Consider the following 17,745-nt stretch of genomic DNA (forward strand, 5'->3'; position numbering starts at 1 on the left):
TATACAATATTATTTCTGATTCATTCAAAAATGTACAGTGTTCAATGAATAGTAATTTACGAGAAAGACAGATTTCGCCTAAAATAGGACAAAATAATGTCTTTACCCATTTGTATTTCAAAATAAACTTATATTTTTCTATCCACTAAAAAAACATAAATATAAATATATATGCAGCAAAAGACGGATATATTCAAATTTGGTTAACTTTTTTATTTAATTGGTGTTTTATTAGGAACACCTGGTTTACGCGGGTATTTTTTTGGTGTTGATTTTACTTTATCAAATACATAAAGTGAACGTTCGCTTTCCTCTACCGGTAAATGGAATGCAAACTCCTCTATTAATTTTCCGCCTAATGTTGAGATGGCTTTCGTCGCATCTTTTAATTCTTCTGCACCTGCTGCAGCTTTTAATGCAACAAAATAACCGCCTTCTTTTGCTAATGGAATACATAGCTCTGATAATACAGAAAGACGTGCTACCGCGCGGGCTGTGACAACATCAAATTTTTCACGGTATGCTGTATTTTGACCAAACTCTTCAGCACGGGCATGGACAAATGTCATATGATCCAAGTTTAACTCATTTGTTAAATGATTTAAAAATGTAATTCGTTTATTAAGTGAATCGACAATCGTAATTTGTAAATGCGGGAAGCAAATTTTAATAGGGATACTTGGGAATCCTGCACCTGCACCAACATCGCATACTGTTGTTACTTTTGTAAAATCAAAATAAAATGACGCACTGATTGAATCATAGAAGTGCTTTAAATAAACGCCTTCCAAATCCGTAATTGCCGTTAAGTTCATTTTTTCATTCCACTCAACTAAAAGCTCAAAATATTTTTTAAACTGCGCAATCTGGTGTTCTGAAAGCTCAATACCCTTTTCCTTCAATGCTTCGATAAATTGCTTTTCGTTCATAAAATGACTCCTCCATATTAAAGAATGAGCGCCTTTTTTGGATAAAGACGCTCACATCATTCAATTCGTAGTTACTTTTGCAATTTTACCTTGCTCAATATAGACAAGTAAAATTGAAACATCTGCAGGGTTTACACCTGAAATACGTGATGCTTGAGCAATTGAAAGCGGCTGAACACTTTTAAGCTTCATGCGTGCTTCTGTCGCCAAGCTTGGAATAGCATCATAATCGATATTTTCAGGGATTTTCTTATCCTCAAGCTTCTTCATTTTTTCTACTTGCTGAAGTGCTTTTTGAATATACCCTTCATATTTTAATTGAATTTCAATCTGCTCTTTTACATCACCTGAAAGTTCCACTTCTGATGGAGTTAGGGAAGCAACTAAATCATACGTCATTTCAGTACGTTTTAAAAGGTCTGCTCCGCGGATACCATCTTTTAGCTCCGCGCCGCCAGCATTGCGGATGACTTCTTGTGTCGTCTCATTCGGCTTAATGATTATTTCACGCAGACGTGCAATTTCCTGTTCAATCTGTGCTTTTTTCACTTGGAACTTCGCGTAACGATCTTCTGTAATCATCCCTGCTTTATAACCAATTTCAGTTAAACGTAAATCTGCATTGTCATGACGTAATAGAAGACGGTACTCTGCACGTGAAGTTAATAGACGGTAAGGTTCATTCGTACCTTTTGTAACTAGGTCGTCAATTAATACACCGATATAGGCATCTGAACGGTCTAAAATAATTTCTTCACGGCCTAATACTTTTGCTGCGGCATTCATTCCGGCCATTAACCCTTGCCCTGCTGCTTCTTCATAGCCTGAAGTACCGTTAATTTGACCTGCTGTATAAAGACCTTGGATTTTTTTCGTTTCTAACGTTGGCCATAATTGTGTAGGAATAACTGAATCGTACTCAATCGCATAGCCTGCACGCATCATTTCGGCATTCTCTAAACCAGGAATCGATGCGATTAATTTCTTTTGAACATGCTCTGGTAAGCTTGTCGATAAACCTTGGACATATACTTCACGTGTATTGCGTCCTTCAGGCTCAAGGAAAATCTGGTGACGCGGCTTATCGTTAAAGCGCGTTACTTTATCTTCAATTGATGGGCAGTAACGTGGACCTGTCCCTTTAATCATCCCTGAAAACATTGGAGACAAGTGCAGGTTTTCCTCAATTGTACGATGTGTTTCTTCTGTTGTATAAGTTAACCAGCAAGGAAGCTGATCCATAATATATTCTGTTGTTTCAAAACTGAATGCACGGGGTACATCATCACCAGGTTGAATTTCCGTTTTTGAATAATCAATTGTACGGTTGTTTACACGTGGTGGTGTTCCTGTTTTAAAACGAATTAAGTCAAACCCTAATTCTTTTAAGTTATCCGCTAATTTAATCGATGGCTGCTGGTTGTTTGGACCTGAAGAATATTTCAGATTTCCTAAAATAATTTCCCCACGTAAAAACGTACCTGTAGTAATGATGACAGCCGGTGCACGGTAAATTGCTCCAACTTGTGTAATAACACCTTTTACTTCGCCATCCTCTACAATTAGTTCATCGACCATTGCCTGATGAATTTGAAGGTTTTCTTCTTCTTCCAAAACCCGTTTCATTTCATGCTGATACTGGAATTTATCCGCTTGTGCACGTAAAGCACGTACTGCTGGACCTTTCCCGGTATTTAACATGCGCATTTGAATATGTGTTTTATCGATAATGCGTCCCATTAAACCGCCAAGTGCATCAATTTCGCGAACAACGATTCCTTTTGCAGGTCCGCCGACTGATGGATTACAAGGCATAAACGCAATCATATCTAAGTTAATTGTAAGCATGAGTGTCTTAGCACCCATTTTCGCAGCTGCATAGGCAGATTCCACACCTGCATGTCCTGCACCAACAACGATTACGTCAAAATTACCTGCTTCGTATTGTATTGACATGTTGTTCTTCCTCTCTTTTATTCCGATTTATTTCCCTAAACAGAACTGCGAGAATAGCTGATTAATTAAGCTTTCCTGTACAGTATCTCCAATAATTTCACCAAGAATTTCCCATGTACGTGTCACATCGATTTGAATCATATCGACAGGTACACCTGACTCAGCTGCAGCAAGCGCATCCTCAATCACCTGTTGAGCTTGATGCAATAGCGCAATATGCCGCGCATTTGATACATATGTTAAATCATTCGCTTCTACTTGCCCTTCAAAGAACAATGCTGCAATCGCTTCTTCCAGCTCGATTACACCTTCTTCTTTCAATAACGAAGTCGTTACGACACGATGTTTTCCAGCCAATTCATGAACACGGTTTAAATCGATTTTGCGTTCGATATCTGTCTTGTTGACAACGACAATATAATCCATCGCCTGAATCGTTTCAAAAAGGCGTTCATCTTCTTCTGTAAGCTCTTCTCCGTAATTTAATACAAGCAATATTAAATCGGCATCTTTTAATGCCTCTCTCGAACGTTCAACTCCGATTCGTTCAACAATATCTTCTGTTTCCCGAATACCTGCTGTATCAACTAAACGTAAAGGAACTCCACGTACATTTACGTATTCTTCAATAATATCACGAGTTGTGCCTGCAATGTCGGTTACAATCGCTTTATTTTCTTGAACCAAACTATTTAAAAGAGATGATTTACCTACGTTTGGACGTCCTAAAATAACGGTAGATAAACCTTCACGTAAAATTTTACCTTGAGATGATGTTTGAAGTAATTTAATTATTTCCTCTCGTACCCAACCGCATTTTTCAAGAAGTACAGGAATCGTCATTTCTTCTACATCGTCATATTCCGGATAATCAATGTTTACTTCCACTTGTGCCAACGTCTCTAATAATGCCTGGCGTAAAGATGTAATAAGACGTGATAGCTTTCCATCCATCTGGCCAAGCGCAACGTTCATCGCGCGGTCAGTTTTTGCACGAATTAAATCCATTACCGCTTCTGCCTGTGATAAGTCGATACGGCCATTTAAAAATGCACGTTTCGTAAATTCCCCAGGCTCTGCTAAACGTGCACCGTAACGTAAGACAAGCTGTAATACTCGGTTAACAGACACAATACCTCCATGACAATTGATTTCGACAACATCTTCTCGCGTAAATGTCTTCGGTCCGCGCATTAAGCTCAACATAACTTCCTCTACCACTTCATCCGTTTTCGGGTCGATCAGATGTCCGTAATGGATCGTATGTGTCGCAACTTCCGTCAAACGCTTATGATTTGGTGATTTAAATATTTTATCTGCAATCGCTACCGCCTCATCGCCGCTCAGACGAACAATCGCAATAGCTCCTTCTCCCATTGGAGTGGAAATCGCAGCAATCGTATCGAATTCCATTTATATCCTCCTATTTCAGTGTTATCCACATGTGGATAAATCACATCCGTGCTATACTAACTAACAATTTAGACTAACATATTTTAATTAAAATCTAAAGTAATGTAGATTTGGTTCCATCTTTCATTAAAAAAACGACCTATCCAAAAGAATAGGTCGAAAACTGTCTGTATATTATTTTACTGGCTCTATGACTAAATATCGATTTGGTTCGACACCTTCTGAGTGCGTTTCAATATCTATACGATTTGCCAGGGCATTATGAATAATTTTTCGTTCATAAGATGCCATCGGTTCAAATGATACGGGTTTTCGTGTTCGAATAGCCTTGTCCGCCATACGTAATGCCAGCTGTTCAAGCGCTACTTGACGTCGCTCACGATAATCTTCCACATCCATTTGTAAAATCATAAACGATTTGGCTGTTTTATTAAGAATGAGCTGAGTTAAATGTTGAAGCGCATTTAATGTAAGGCCACGCTTTCCAATTAATAACGCTGCTTTCTCGCTCGATAACTTAAATGAAACATGTTTGCCATCTGTTTCATGGTCAATTGTTAAATCTGTAATTCCCATTCCTAAAGCAATATTCGTTAAATACCCTTTTGCCTCTTCAATAGGATCCACTTGTTGTTGTTCATGGTGAATTGATTGATCTTCATTAGATGAAACCGGCTCATTCTCGATTGTTTCCTCGACAATTGTCAGTTCTTCCACATCAGATGCAGAATCTGAAGTCGTCTCTTGATCCACTTGCTGCTGAACAATTTCCTTTACAGTGACACGAACTTCAGCATTTCGTGCCCCAAAACCTAAAAATCCTTTTTTACCCTCTTGTAAAACTTCCACATCAACTTGTTCACGAGTATGGCCAAGCTTTTGTAACGCTAATGAGATCGCTTCTTCTACTGTTGCGCCTATTTGCGTAGTTTGTTTCACTTATTTCGCTCCTTTAGCATCGGTAGCATCCGGTTTATTTTTATTCCAAGGTTTGTAAATAACAAGGTTTTGTAATACAGATACAAAGTTCCCGACTACCCAATATAATGATAACGCGGCAGGTAAAATAATACCGAAACCAACGATCATTAATGGCATGATGTACATCATAATTTTCATTTGTGGGTTATCTACTGCTGGTCCAGTCATTAATACAACGTACTGGATAAGACCTGCGATAACAGCAAATACAATACTAGGCTCTGCTAATGGAACCGCTAAAAATGTCCCTAATTCAAATGCATCCGGTGTTGCATTCATACGGCTAATCGCATGATAGAAACCGATTAAAATCGGCATTTGGATAAGAATCGGTAAACATCCAGCTAATGGGTTAACACCTGAAGTCTGCATTAACTGCATCATTTCCTGCTGGTATTTTTGCTGAGTTGCCGCGTCTTTTGAGCTGTATTTTGCTTGCAGCTCTTTTAATTTCGGTTGCATTTCCTGCATTTTCTTAGAACTTTTTACTTGTTTGATAGTTAAAGGCAGAATGATTAGACGAATAATAACAGTTACGATAATAATTGCAAATGCATAATTCGCCGCATTACCTTCAAACATATCAGCAAAAAGCTTGATAAATGATACTAATGGCCAAACAATATATTCATTCCAAAAGCCATCACTTTCAGATGAAATTGGTTGGTCAAATTCTGTACAGCCTGATAGCAGTAATACTACTGAAACAAGTGACAGCATTATCCATAGATTTTTCTTCAACCTTCTTCCTCCTAAAGCAAACCTATTCAATTTTTATGACAATATTTTACCATTATGGACGTTCGTACACTACTAATTGTTCTGTAAATTCAAAGAATAGAGCAATGAATGATAAACAATTAATTGTGGAACTATCCTTTATATACTCTTGCAACCTTTAAAACATGCTGCAAGCTTTTTTTGGTTTCGTGAAAATCCAGTGTGGCCGCCTGCGTTCTGGCGATAATAACATAGTCCATATCTTGTTTTACTTCATCTTTTAATTCCAGAAAAGCTTGGCGAATATAGCGTTTCACTTGAACCCGAGTGACCGCATTTCCTACTTTTTTGCTCACTGATAAGCCAATACGAAACGCCTGTTGTTCTTCCTTTTTCAAGCAATATACAACAAATTGGCGATTCGCAAACGACTTACCTTTTTTAAACACCTTTTGAAAATCTTCATTTTTCTTTATACGTTGGCGTTTATTCATGATCCATTCACCTGCTCCATCTAATCATTGGTACTTTTTTTGCTCATTCAACAACGATAAAAGAAAAAAAAGACCACTGATGTGGCTCAGTGGACTTATGCTGATAATACTTTTCTTCCTTTTTTACGACGGCGAGCTAATACGTTACGGCCGTTTTTAGTGCTCATACGAGCGCGGAAACCGTGAACTTTAGAGTGCTTACGTTTTTTAGGTTGGTACGTGCGTTTCATTTATATACACCTCCTGAATTCGAGCGTTACTATATCTATCTCTACATACAGACCATGATATTATATAAAGAATAAAACCTGTTTGTCAATGCTTCATTATAATTTTTCTCTTTTTCTCTATAAACCTCATATAAATCCCTTTCCTGATCCACACTCTCAGTTATCCACAATTTATAAAATTAATTTACGTTTATGCTGTGAATAGTATTTTTGCTCTTAAAAATTATCCACAGCGCTTATCTACATGTTTTTCACATATAACAAACCTGTGGACAACTGTTATGTATATAACATATGATTATGTGGATAAGATCGTTTAAGTATTGAAATACCTAACTTTATTTGATACGATAACTGTGTTTTACTTTGTGGAATTCTTTTCTGGGAAATATATTATCCACAATTGTTGATAATCTGTGGACAAAGATTTCCCATACTCTAGAACAACCTTTATCCACAACTTGTGGTTATGTGTATGAACTCCTTTTTAATTATAAAATATATATTTTATAGCTCTGTTTACTATTAATCATTTAACAGAGCCTTTCTTTTTTCGTAAGCAAGAAAGTTTGCATTGTAAGGAAATTCACATAAAAAAGACTCTCATCTAATTTTGGTTAGTATGAGCCTTGTCATTTAAATATACGAATCGAATGTGAAATGAATTAATGAAAGGAAGAAAGAGCTTGGAACATTTAGAAAACCTATGGAATGCCGTCCTTGCCCAAGCTGAACAGAAAATCTCGAAACCGAGCTTTGATACTTGGCTGAAATCAACAAAACTTCTTGCGCATAGTGGCACAAAAGTGACGATTTCCGCGCCTAACTCTTTTGCCCGCGATTGGCTTGAACAATATTACATCCATATGATTACAGGAATATTAAACGAGTTAACTGGAGAGGATCTAGTCATTAATTTTGTTGTCCAGAAAGATCAGACGGCAGACGACTTTGAACTACCGCCCCCAATTACTCAAGCAAAATCAAGTGAACACCATGACATTACCCCGGGTATGCTCAATCCAAAGTACACATTTGATACATTCGTTATTGGTTCCGGTAACCGCTTTGCCCATGCAGCGAGCCTAGCTGTAGCAGAAGCACCCGCAAAAGCTTACAACCCGTTCTTTATTTATGGGGGGGTAGGTTTAGGAAAAACTCACTTAATGCATGCAATTGGCCATTATGTAAAAGAACATAATCCGACAGCAAATGTCGTCTATTTATCATCTGAAAAGTTCACAAATGAGTTCATAAACTCCATCCGTGATAATAAAACAATCGATTTTCGAAATAAATACCGCAATGTTGATGTACTGCTAATTGACGATATTCAATTTTTGGCTGGTAAGGAATCGACACAAGAGGAATTCTTCCATACATTCAACACACTGCATGAAGAATCAAAGCAGATTGTCATCTCAAGTGACCGCCCTCCAAAGGAAATCCCTACTTTAGAGGACCGTTTGCGTTCACGCTTTGAATGGGGACTAATTACAGATATTGCACCACCAGATTTGGAAACACGTATTGCTATTTTACGTAAGAAGGCCAAAGCTGATGGACTCGATATTCCAAATGAAGTCATGCTTTATATTGCCAATCAGGTTGATACAAATATTCGTGAACTTGAAGGGGCATTAATACGGGTTGTGGCCTATTCATCTTTAGTAAATATGGATGTTTCGCCTGAACTTGCTGCAGAAGCTTTAAAAGATATTATGCCAAATTCAAAACCGCGCATGATTTCGATTTTAGATATTCAAACTGCAACTGGTGAACATTACAGTATACGTCTGGAAGATTTTAAGGCTAAGCGCCGGACAAAATCGATTGCTTATCCTCGTCAAGTGGCGATGTATTTATCGCGTGAGCTAACAGATTACTCATTACCTAAAATTGGTGAGGAGTTTGGAGGCCGTGATCATACAACAGTAATCCATGCCCATGAAAAGATTTCTTCCTTACTTAAAACAGATCAGCAGCTTCAGCAGGATATTAAACAAATACGTAGTATGTTAGGTAAATAATCTCTGTGTATAACTTTATGTTTTTCACACATACCTATTCACAGCTTATCAACATGTGGATAGCGTGCTCTGCCTGTTTAAATTAGGGGTTATCCACAAATTCACAGGCCCTATTACTATATCTATTAATATCTTTAAATAAATAATTAATTATATAAGAGAGGTAAACTAATGAAATTTACTATTTTACGTGATCGTCTTTTAGCAGGATTAAACGATGTAATGAAAGCCGTAAGTTCCAAAACGACGATCCCTATTTTAACGGGGATTAAAATCGATGTTACAAACGAAGGTATGACGTTAACTGGTAGTGATGCAGACATTACAATCCAGACTTTCATTCCTGTAGAAGAAAATGGCGAACAGATTATGGATATTACACAAACAGGCTCTATTGTGCTACAAGCTCGTATGTACAATGAAATTATCCGTAAATTGCCTACTAATGAAGTGGAAATCGAAATTACAAACGGCTATGCAACTATTATCCGTTCAGGTAAATCAGAGTTCCACCTTATCGGCCTAGATGCAACGGAATATCCACAGTTACCTGAAATTGCTGCTGACCGCCAATTTACGATTCCAACAGATTTATTAAAATCAGTTATTAGAGAAACTGTATTTGCTGTAGCGACATCGGAAAGCCGTCCGGTGTTGACAGGTGTAAACTGGAAAGTTGAAGGTGATGCATTAATATGCGTTGCAACGGATAGTCACCGTTTAGCACGTCGTAAAGTAAATCTTGAAAATTTACCAAATGATATTACTTCAGTCGTAATTCCAGGTAAAAGCTTAAATGAATTAAACAAGATTTTAGAAGACACAAATAATCCTGTTCAAATCGTACTGACAAACCAGCATGTATTATTTAAAACAGATGATGTCCTGTTCTTCTCTCGTCTTTTAGAAGGCAACTATCCGGATACATCACGTTTAATTCCGGAAGAGTTTAAAACAATGATTACGATTAACGGAAAATCTTTATTGCAGGCAATTGACCGTGCTTCACTTTTAGCTCGTGAAGATCGTAATAATGTCGTTCGTTTTGAAACACTGGAAAATCAAACAGTCGAAATTTCATCAAATTCACCTGAGATTGGTAAAGTCGAAGAGCAGATCCAAGTGGAAAGTCTGGAAGGTGAAACATTGAAGATTTCATTTAGTGCAAAATATATGATGGAAGCCTTAAAAGCGATTGATGGACAAGATGTAGTAATTGAATTTACAGGTGCAATGCGCCCGTTCATCTTACGTTCTGTTGCAGATGATGCAATACTGCAATTGATTTTACCGGTACGTACTTACTAAAATTCAATAAAAATTCTTAAAGGAATGGTCTTAACTTGTTATTGAGACCGTTCCTTTTTTACTTATGGACGATTTTTAGGTATGATAGAATGATAAGACTTTATTTAAGTGGAGGATGAATTACGTTGAATGAATTAGTAATTGATACAGAATTTATTACGCTTGGTCAAGCGCTGAAAATGACAGATACAATTAGCTCCGGCGGTATGGCAAAGTGGTTTTTAAGTGAACATGAAGTATACGTAAATGGAGAAGTGGAAGATCGCCGCGGAAAAAAATTGCGTCATGGGGATGTAATTAATATCCCTGGTGTAGGACGTTACAAAATTGTCGATGCATTTATTGAAAACGGAGAAAATTAATTAATGAACATCGAGCGCTTGCAGCTAACAAATTATCGTAACTATGAATCGTTAACACTGGATTTTTCAGATAAGATTAATGTTTTTATTGGGGAAAATGCTCAAGGAAAAACAAATGTAATGGAATCAATCTATGTACTAGCGATGGCCAAATCTCATCGTACCGCGAACGATAAAGAATTAATACGTTGGGATGCGGATTATGGTAAAATAGAAGGTGTGGTAAATAAGCGTTACGGTGGCGTTCCTATCGAATTGACGATTTCAAAAAAAGGCAAAAAGGGCAAAATCAATCATCTTGAACAAACGAAACTAAGCAATTATATCGGACAGATGAATGTAGTAATGTTTGCACCGGAAGATTTGAATATCGTAAAGGGCAGCCCCCAAATTCGCCGAAGATTCATCGATATGGAAATCGGACAAATTTCCCCAGTTTACTTACATGATTTACTAACATTCCAAAAGATTTTGAAACAACGTAATCATTTACTAAAAAAGAATGCGGGAAAACAATCACTCGCATCTGATGTGATGTTTGAAATTTATACAGAACAATATGTGCAGGCGGCAATTCAAATTATCCGTAAAAGATTTCAGTTTATCGAGCTTTTACAAGATTGGGCTGAACCGATTCACTTTGGCATTTCGCGGGGATTAGAAAAGCTTGTCATAAAATACCGTCCTGTAACAGGGATGGAAGCAAGCTGGACTACTGAAGAAATGGCGGATTACTTAACAAAAAAACTAGAAGAAGTGAAGCAGCGTGAAATTGAAAGAGGCGTAACACTTATAGGTCCTCATCGGGACGATCTGCAGTTTTTTGTCAATGATTATGATGTTCAAGTATACGGCTCACAAGGGCAGCAACGCACAACGGCATTATCTTTAAAACTTGCCGAAATTGAACTTATCAAACAGGAAACGAAGGAAACTCCGATTCTTTTATTGGATGATGTTTTATCTGAATTGGATGATTACCGCCAATCACATTTATTAAATACAATTCAAGGTGAGGTCCAGACATTCGTTACAACAACGAGTGTAGAAGGTATTCACCATGACACAATACAGCACGCAAAATTGTTCCACGTCACACAAGGAACAATTGAACAACCATAAGTGCATTGAAATACGTAATAAAGAAGCATACTGATAGTTATGAAAGAGTAGGTGAACAATAGTGGCTTTAGAAGATAATAAAGTCCAGCAATCTTATGATGCGGATCAAATACAAGTATTAGAAGGATTAGAGGCTGTTCGAAAACGTCCGGGTATGTATATTGGTTCAACAAGTTCAAAAGGATTGCACCATTTAGTTTGGGAAATTGTTGATAATAGTATTGATGAAGCTTTAGCAGGTTATTGTACAGGAATCACAGTAACAATTGAACAAGACAATTGGATTCGCGTAGAAGATAACGGTCGTGGTATTCCCGTAGATATTCAAGAAAAAATGGGTATGCCTGCTGTTGAAGTAATTATGACAGTACTGCACGCCGGCGGTAAATTTGGCGGCGGAGGCTATAAAGTATCAGGTGGTCTTCACGGTGTTGGTGCTTCTGTAGTAAACGCATTATCAAGTCAGACAATTGTTCAAGTACACCGCGATGGTAAAATCCATGAAATTATTTTTGAGCGCGGTCAAACGGTTCAAAAGTTAACAGTGGTTGGTGAAACAGACCATACAGGTACAACAACTCGATTTAAAGCTGACAGCGAAATATTTAAAGAAACAACAGTTTATGAATACGATATTTTAGCGACACGTATCCGTGAATTAGCTTACTTAAATCGTGGCATCAGCCTTACGATTGCAGATGAGCGCATAGGACAGGAACGTTCTGAAACATTCCACTTTGAGGGTGGTATTCGTGAATATGTTGAGCATATAAACGAAAATAAAGACCCTATCCATGTACCGATTGATGTGTTAGGCGAAAAAGAAGGCATTACGGTTGAAATTGCCATGCAGTATAATGCAGGCTTCAGCTCTAATATTATGTCCTTTGCCAACAACATCAACACGTATGAAGGTGGTACGCACGAATCAGGCTTTAAAACGGCCTTAACACGTGTTATTAACGACTATGCCCGCAAATCAAACTTGATTAAAGAATCGGATGCCAACCTTACAGGCGAAGATGTTCGTGAAGGTTTAACCGCAATCGTATCAATAAAGCACCCGGAACCTCAATTTGAGGGCCAAACTAAAACAAAACTTGGAAACTCTGAAGTAAGTCAGATTACAAATGCTTTATTCTCAGACGGATTTGAACGTTTCCTACTTGAAAATCCAACGGTTGCGCGCCAAGTTATCGAAAAAGGTACAATGGCGGCACGTGCGCGTGTAGCAGCGAAAAAGGCTCGTGAATTTACACGTCGTAAATCTGCATTGGAAGTTTCAAGCTTACCAGGTAAATTAGCAGACTGTTCTTCGACAAACCCTGCTGAATCTGAGATTTATATTGTAGAGGGTGACTCTGCCGGTGGATCTGCTAAATCAGGCCGTGACCGTCATTTCCAGGCGATCTTACCACTGCGCGGGAAAATCCTTAACGTTGAGAAAGCACGCTTGGACCGTATTTTATCTAATGCTGAAATCCGTGCAATGATTACAGCATTCGGTACTGGTATTGGGGAAGAGTTTAATTTAGAGAAAGCACGTTATCACAAAATCGTCATTATGACGGATGCCGATGTCGATGGGGCACATATTCGTGTGCTATTGCTGACATTCTTCTTCCGTTTCATGCGTCCGTTAATCGAAGCAGGCTATGTATATGCCGCAAAACCACCGCTTTATCAGGTGAAACAAGGGAAGCATGTTGAATACTGCTACTCGGATCAGGAGTTAGAAGATATTTTAAACCGTCTTCCGAAGTTACCGAAGCCTAATGTACAGCGTTATAAAGGTTTAGGGGAAATGAATGCAACGCAATTATGGGATACAACAATGGATCCAGAGCACCGTACTTTAATTCGAGTAGAATTGGATGATGCAATTGAAGCAGATAAAATTTTCGATCACTTAATGGGTGATGAAGTTGCACCTCGTCGTGATTTTATCGAAGAAAATGCAGTATACGTGCAAGACTTGGATATTTAACATCCTTCAGCGGGTTTTCAAACACCCGCTGAAGGATGCAATTATGCTTGGACATAATTGATTAGTTAGTGCAATTGGAAGGAGGTCCTTATTTTGTCTGACATTCAGCATGGACATATTGAATCTAGAAATATTACAACAGAAATTAAATCATCTTTCTTAAGCTATGCGATGAGCGTTATCGTTTCGCGTGCCTTACCAGACGTACGTGATGGGCTTAAACCAGTACATCGTCGTATCCTCTATGGTATGCAGGAGCTAGGAAATACTTCAGATAAACCCTATAAAAAGAGTGCCCGTATTGTAGGGGACGTAATGGGTAAATTCCACCCTCACGGTGACTCATCAATTTATGATGCAATGGTGCGTATGGCGCAAGACTTCAGCTACCGTTATATGCTAGTCGATGGCCATGGTAACTTTGGTTCTGTTGATGGTGACGGTGCAGCAGCAATGCGTTATACAGAATCACGTATGTCTAAAATCGCGATGGAAATGTTGCGCGATATTAACAAAGATACGATTGATTATGGACCGAACTATGATGGCAGTGAAAATGAACCTTTAGTATTGCCGGCACGCTATCCGAATCTATTGGTGAATGGTGCTTCTGGTATCGCAGTAGGTATGGCTACAAATATACCGCCCCATCATCTTGGAGAAGTAATTGACGGTGTATTGGCAGTAGCTGATAATACAGGTATTTCGACAGAAGAGCTAATGGAAATCATTCCAGGTCCTGACTTCCCTACAGGGGGAATTATTCTAGGGCGCAGCGGTATTCGCCGTGCATATGAATCGGGCCGTGGTTCACTGACAATTCGGGCTAAAGTAGAAATTGAACAAGCTTCAAACGGCAAAGAGACAATTTTAGTACACGAATTGCCATATCAGGTTAACAAAGCAAAACTAATTGAAAAAATTGCTGAGTTAGTTCGCGACAAAAAAATCGATGGCATTACTAATTTACGTGATGAATCAGACCGTAATGGTATGCGTATAGTGATTGAAGTACGCCGTGATGCCAATGCAAATGTCGTATTGAACAATTTATTCAAGCAAACAGCGATGCAATCAAGCTTTGGTGTAAATATGCTTGCGCTAGTTGACGGGCAGCCAAAAGTATTAAGTCTAAAAGAAGTGCTTTATCATTACTTAGAACACCAGAAAGTAGTTATTAAACGTCGTACTGCATTCGAACTTCGAAAAGCAGAGGAACGTGCACATATTTTAGAAGGTTTACGTATTGCGCTTGATCATATTGATGAAATTATTTCTATTATCCGAGCTTCTCGCAGCGGTGAAGAAGCAAGACCTCAATTAATGGAGCGCTTTAATTTATCTGAACGCCAGGCACAAGCAATTTTAGACATGCGTCTTGTGCGTTTAAGCGGATTGGAACGCGAAAAAATTGAGGCTGAGTATCAGGAACTTTTAAAGTTAATCGATGAATTAAAAGCGATTTTAGCTGATGAAGCGAAAGTAGTCGAGATTATCCGCACAGAAATGACGGATATTAAAGAGCGTTACAGTGATGACCGCCGTACAGAAATTACAGCTGGCGGCTTAGAAATGATCGAAGACGAAGATTTAATTCCTCGTGAAAACTCGGTACTTACATTAACACATAACGGTTATATTAAACGTTTAGCTGCAAACACGTACCGCTCGCAAAAACGCGGTGGCCGTGGTGTACAAGGTATGGGAACGAATGAAGATGACTTCGTAGAACATTTATTATTCACGTCTACACACGATACAATTCTTTTCTTCACTTCAAAAGGGAAAGTATTCCGTGCAAAAGGATATGAAATTCCGGAGTTCGGTCGCCAAGCGAAAGGGCTGCCAATTGTAAACTTACTTAATATTGATAAAGGTGAGCATGTTACAGCAATGATTCGCGTAACAGAATTTAAAGAAGATGCTTACTTTATCTTTACTACAAAAACAGGGGTAACAAAGCGTACACCTGTTGATCAGTTTGCAAATATCCGTACGAATGGTTTAATCGCCATTACATTACGTGAAGATGATGATTTAATTTCTGTTCACTTAACGGATGGCACAAAGGAAATTATTATCGGTACAAGCGATGGTATGTTAGTACGATTTAAAGAGGACGATATTCGTTCGATGGGTCGTTCGGCTGCCGGGGTACGCGGTATTAAACTTCGTGAAGGTGACTTTGTAGTAGGAATGGAAATTCTTGAGCCAGGTCAGGAAATTTTAGTTGTCACTGAAAATGGTTACGGTAAGCGTACACCTGAATCCGAATACCGTTTACAAAGCCGTGGCGGGTTAGGTCTGAAAACGATGCAAATTACTGATAAGAACGGTAAAATGTGCGCGGTAAAGGCTGTAGATGGATCAGAAGACATTATGTTGATTACGATTAATGGGATGTTAATTCGAATGGACGTAAACGATATATCTGTTATCGGCCGTAGTACACAGGGTGTTCGCTTAATCAGACTTGCTGATGACGAATATGTAGCAACTGTGGCACGGGTGAAAAAAGAAGATGACGCTCCGGATGAAGAAGAAATCGATTCTGAAACTGAAGAAGAGTCAAATTCAGCTATAGAAGAGTAATTCGAAAAGTAATCTAGTTAGTTTAGACTATCTAGATTACTTTTTTTGGTTGTAATTTATTTTCCATTCGTTATAATTAACGTTAATATGAAAAAATTAGTAGTTATTTAGAAAGATTAAATCATTGGGTGAGAATTTATCCATACTTAATAACCGATAACAAGCTTAAGGGGTTGTGAAATTGGAAGCAATATTGATAAGAGTTGAGGAATTGCGATTAGGTAAGGTAATTGCTGAAGATATTTTTGCCAATACACAATATCCGATTATCTACAAAAATACAAAAGTAAAACCAGAGCATTTACGTGTGTTTGAGTTATTTAATTTTAAAACAGTGTTAGTACATAATGAAGTCGAAGTTGAAGAAACGGAGATAATTGAAGAAAAGTTAGATAATACTTCAGTAGCATTACCGTTACAGCAACCCACAAGTTTCGAAAAGTCCTATCTTGATGGAATAGGACAATTAAAAAAGGAATTTTTAAATTGGGAAGCTGGCGGAAGAGTAGATCTGCCAAAAGTAAGAAACATAATGATTCCGTTAATGGATATGGTTTTAGAAAATCGCACTTATATATTTGATCTGAACAGTTATTCAAATGCAAAGGACTATTTATACCATCATTGTATTGCTACAGGTTTAATTGCAGCAGTCATTGCAAAGAAAATGGGATATGAGCGAGGGGATACAATTCAGCTTGCCATCGCCGGAATGTTAGCAGATAGTGGAATGTCGAGAATTCCTTCACGTATACGGGATAAGAAAAGCGTTTTAACAGAATCCGAATTTGGAGAAGTAAGAAAACATCCTTACTATAGTTACTTACTAATTAAAAACGTAACGGCTATAAAGGATATTATGAAAGTAGCTGTTTATCAGCACCATGAACGTTTGGATGGCAGTGGCTATCCAAAAGGTGATCGTATTGGGTCTATTTCAGTATTTGCCCAAATTATTGCGGTAGCGGATGTATTCCATGCGATGACTAGTGAACGTATGTATCGTTCAAAGCAATCTCCTTTCAAAGTAATCGAAATGATTAAGGAAGAGGAGTTTGGAAAATTTGATATTAAAGTTGTTCAAGCTTTAATGAATATTGTCGTTGATCTACCAATAGGAACAAAAATTGAATTATCTAATTTAGAGCTGGGCGAAGTAATGTTCATCAATAAATATTCACCTACACGTCCACTTGTAAAATTAACACGTACAGGAGAAATTGTGGATCTTTCTTCTAATAGAAGTTTCTATATTTCGCGTGTCATTACTCAAGGATATAAATTGAACTAATTAATCGTTAAAGGGTGTTTCTTTAAAAGAAGAAATACCCCCTTTTTATATTAGTTTTGCCTGGATAAACAAACTCAAAATAAAAACAGAAAAACAATGAATAAACTATTGACGATTAGAAAATCAAATGTTAATATATATAAAGTCCTTACAAGATAACATCTTTTGAAAGGTAAATAATAAAAAGTGTTGACTTAAGCCTAAGGATGCTGTAATATAATAAAAGTTGTCGCATGAAAAAGAAATGCTTCAACAGCAAAAAAACTTTTCATTAAAAAGTGTTGACAAACAACATGGAATAATGTTAAGATATAAAAGTTGTCACAACGA

Annotated in this window: 14 protein-coding genes; 7 read left to right on the forward strand and 7 right to left on the reverse strand. The window is 37.8% G+C overall.

The genetic code is table 11. The annotated features are described in order from the left end of the window. Positions 1–212: 212 nt before the first annotated feature. From rsmG to rpmH, 7 genes are all read right to left on the reverse strand, one after another. On the reverse strand, positions 213–929 hold the full coding sequence (gene rsmG, locus AC6CH1_RS17140) for a 16S rRNA (guanine(527)-N(7))-methyltransferase RsmG (RefSeq protein WP_008408378.1): 717 nt from the start codon (positions 927–929) through the stop codon (positions 213–215). A 60-nt stretch (positions 930–989) separates the two neighbouring features. Then, the gene (mnmG, locus tag AC6CH1_RS17145; protein ID WP_285848957.1) at positions 990–2,885 is read right to left on the reverse strand and encodes a tRNA uridine-5-carboxymethylaminomethyl(34) synthesis enzyme MnmG; all 1,896 of its coding nucleotides are present in this window, start codon (positions 2,883–2,885) and stop codon (positions 990–992) included. 27 nt (positions 2,886–2,912) lie between these two features. Then, positions 2,913–4,298 carry a tRNA uridine-5-carboxymethylaminomethyl(34) synthesis GTPase MnmE gene (mnmE, locus tag AC6CH1_RS17150; RefSeq protein WP_008408382.1) on the reverse strand — a complete coding sequence of 462 codons (1,386 nt, stop codon included), beginning with the start codon at positions 4,296–4,298 and terminating at the stop codon, positions 2,913–2,915. 174 nt (positions 4,299–4,472) lie between these two features. Continuing rightward, the gene (gene jag / locus AC6CH1_RS17155; protein WP_251691049.1) at positions 4,473–5,237 is read right to left on the reverse strand and encodes an RNA-binding cell elongation regulator Jag/EloR; all 765 of its coding nucleotides are present in this window, start codon (positions 5,235–5,237) and stop codon (positions 4,473–4,475) included. Then, positions 5,238–6,020: a membrane protein insertase YidC gene (yidC, locus tag AC6CH1_RS17160; RefSeq protein ID WP_087617927.1), complete on the reverse strand. Its 783-nt coding sequence runs from the start codon at positions 6,018–6,020 to the stop codon at positions 5,238–5,240. Positions 6,021–6,151: 131 nt separating this feature from the next. Beyond that, complete coding sequence (rnpA, locus tag AC6CH1_RS17165) at positions 6,152–6,493, reverse strand: ribonuclease P protein component (RefSeq protein ID WP_008408387.1); 342 nt, start codon at positions 6,491–6,493, stop codon at positions 6,152–6,154. A gap of 95 nt (positions 6,494–6,588) precedes the next feature. Continuing rightward, complete coding sequence (gene rpmH, locus AC6CH1_RS17170) at positions 6,589–6,723, reverse strand: 50S ribosomal protein L34 (protein ID WP_008408389.1); 135 nt, start codon at positions 6,721–6,723, stop codon at positions 6,589–6,591. A 686-nt stretch (positions 6,724–7,409) separates the two neighbouring features. Here rpmH and dnaA point away from each other — a divergent pair. From dnaA to AC6CH1_RS17205, 7 genes are all read left to right on the forward strand, one after another. Next, a complete protein-coding gene (gene dnaA / locus AC6CH1_RS17175) occupies positions 7,410–8,753 on the forward strand; it encodes a chromosomal replication initiator protein DnaA (RefSeq protein WP_008408391.1) in 1,344 nt (447 codons plus the stop codon). A gap of 171 nt (positions 8,754–8,924) precedes the next feature. Continuing rightward, positions 8,925–10,061 carry a DNA polymerase III subunit beta gene (dnaN, locus tag AC6CH1_RS17180; RefSeq protein WP_251691051.1) on the forward strand — a complete coding sequence of 379 codons (1,137 nt, stop codon included), beginning with the start codon at positions 8,925–8,927 and terminating at the stop codon, positions 10,059–10,061. A 125-nt stretch (positions 10,062–10,186) separates the two neighbouring features. After that, on the forward strand, positions 10,187–10,423 hold the full coding sequence (gene yaaA, locus AC6CH1_RS17185) for a S4 domain-containing protein YaaA (RefSeq protein ID WP_285848958.1): 237 nt from the start codon (positions 10,187–10,189) through the stop codon (positions 10,421–10,423). 3 nt (positions 10,424–10,426) lie between these two features. Next, positions 10,427–11,545: a DNA replication/repair protein RecF gene (gene recF, locus AC6CH1_RS17190; protein WP_427713585.1), complete on the forward strand. Its 1,119-nt coding sequence runs from the start codon at positions 10,427–10,429 to the stop codon at positions 11,543–11,545. A gap of 61 nt (positions 11,546–11,606) precedes the next feature. Then, the gene (gyrB, locus tag AC6CH1_RS17195; protein ID WP_251691055.1) at positions 11,607–13,532 is read left to right on the forward strand and encodes a DNA topoisomerase (ATP-hydrolyzing) subunit B; all 1,926 of its coding nucleotides are present in this window, start codon (positions 11,607–11,609) and stop codon (positions 13,530–13,532) included. A 93-nt stretch (positions 13,533–13,625) separates the two neighbouring features. Continuing rightward, positions 13,626–16,124 (forward strand): DNA gyrase subunit A, encoded by a 2,499-nt coding sequence (gyrA, locus tag AC6CH1_RS17200; protein ID WP_498318601.1) that lies wholly within the window; start codon positions 13,626–13,628, stop codon positions 16,122–16,124. Positions 16,125–16,299: 175 nt separating this feature from the next. Then, entirely contained in the window at positions 16,300–17,415 is a 1,116-nt protein-coding gene (locus AC6CH1_RS17205) for an HD-GYP domain-containing protein (protein ID WP_498318602.1), read from the forward strand. The last annotated feature ends 330 nt before the right edge of the window (positions 17,416–17,745 follow it).

The sequence above is a fragment of the Solibacillus sp. GQ1 genome, from assembly GCF_059758555.1.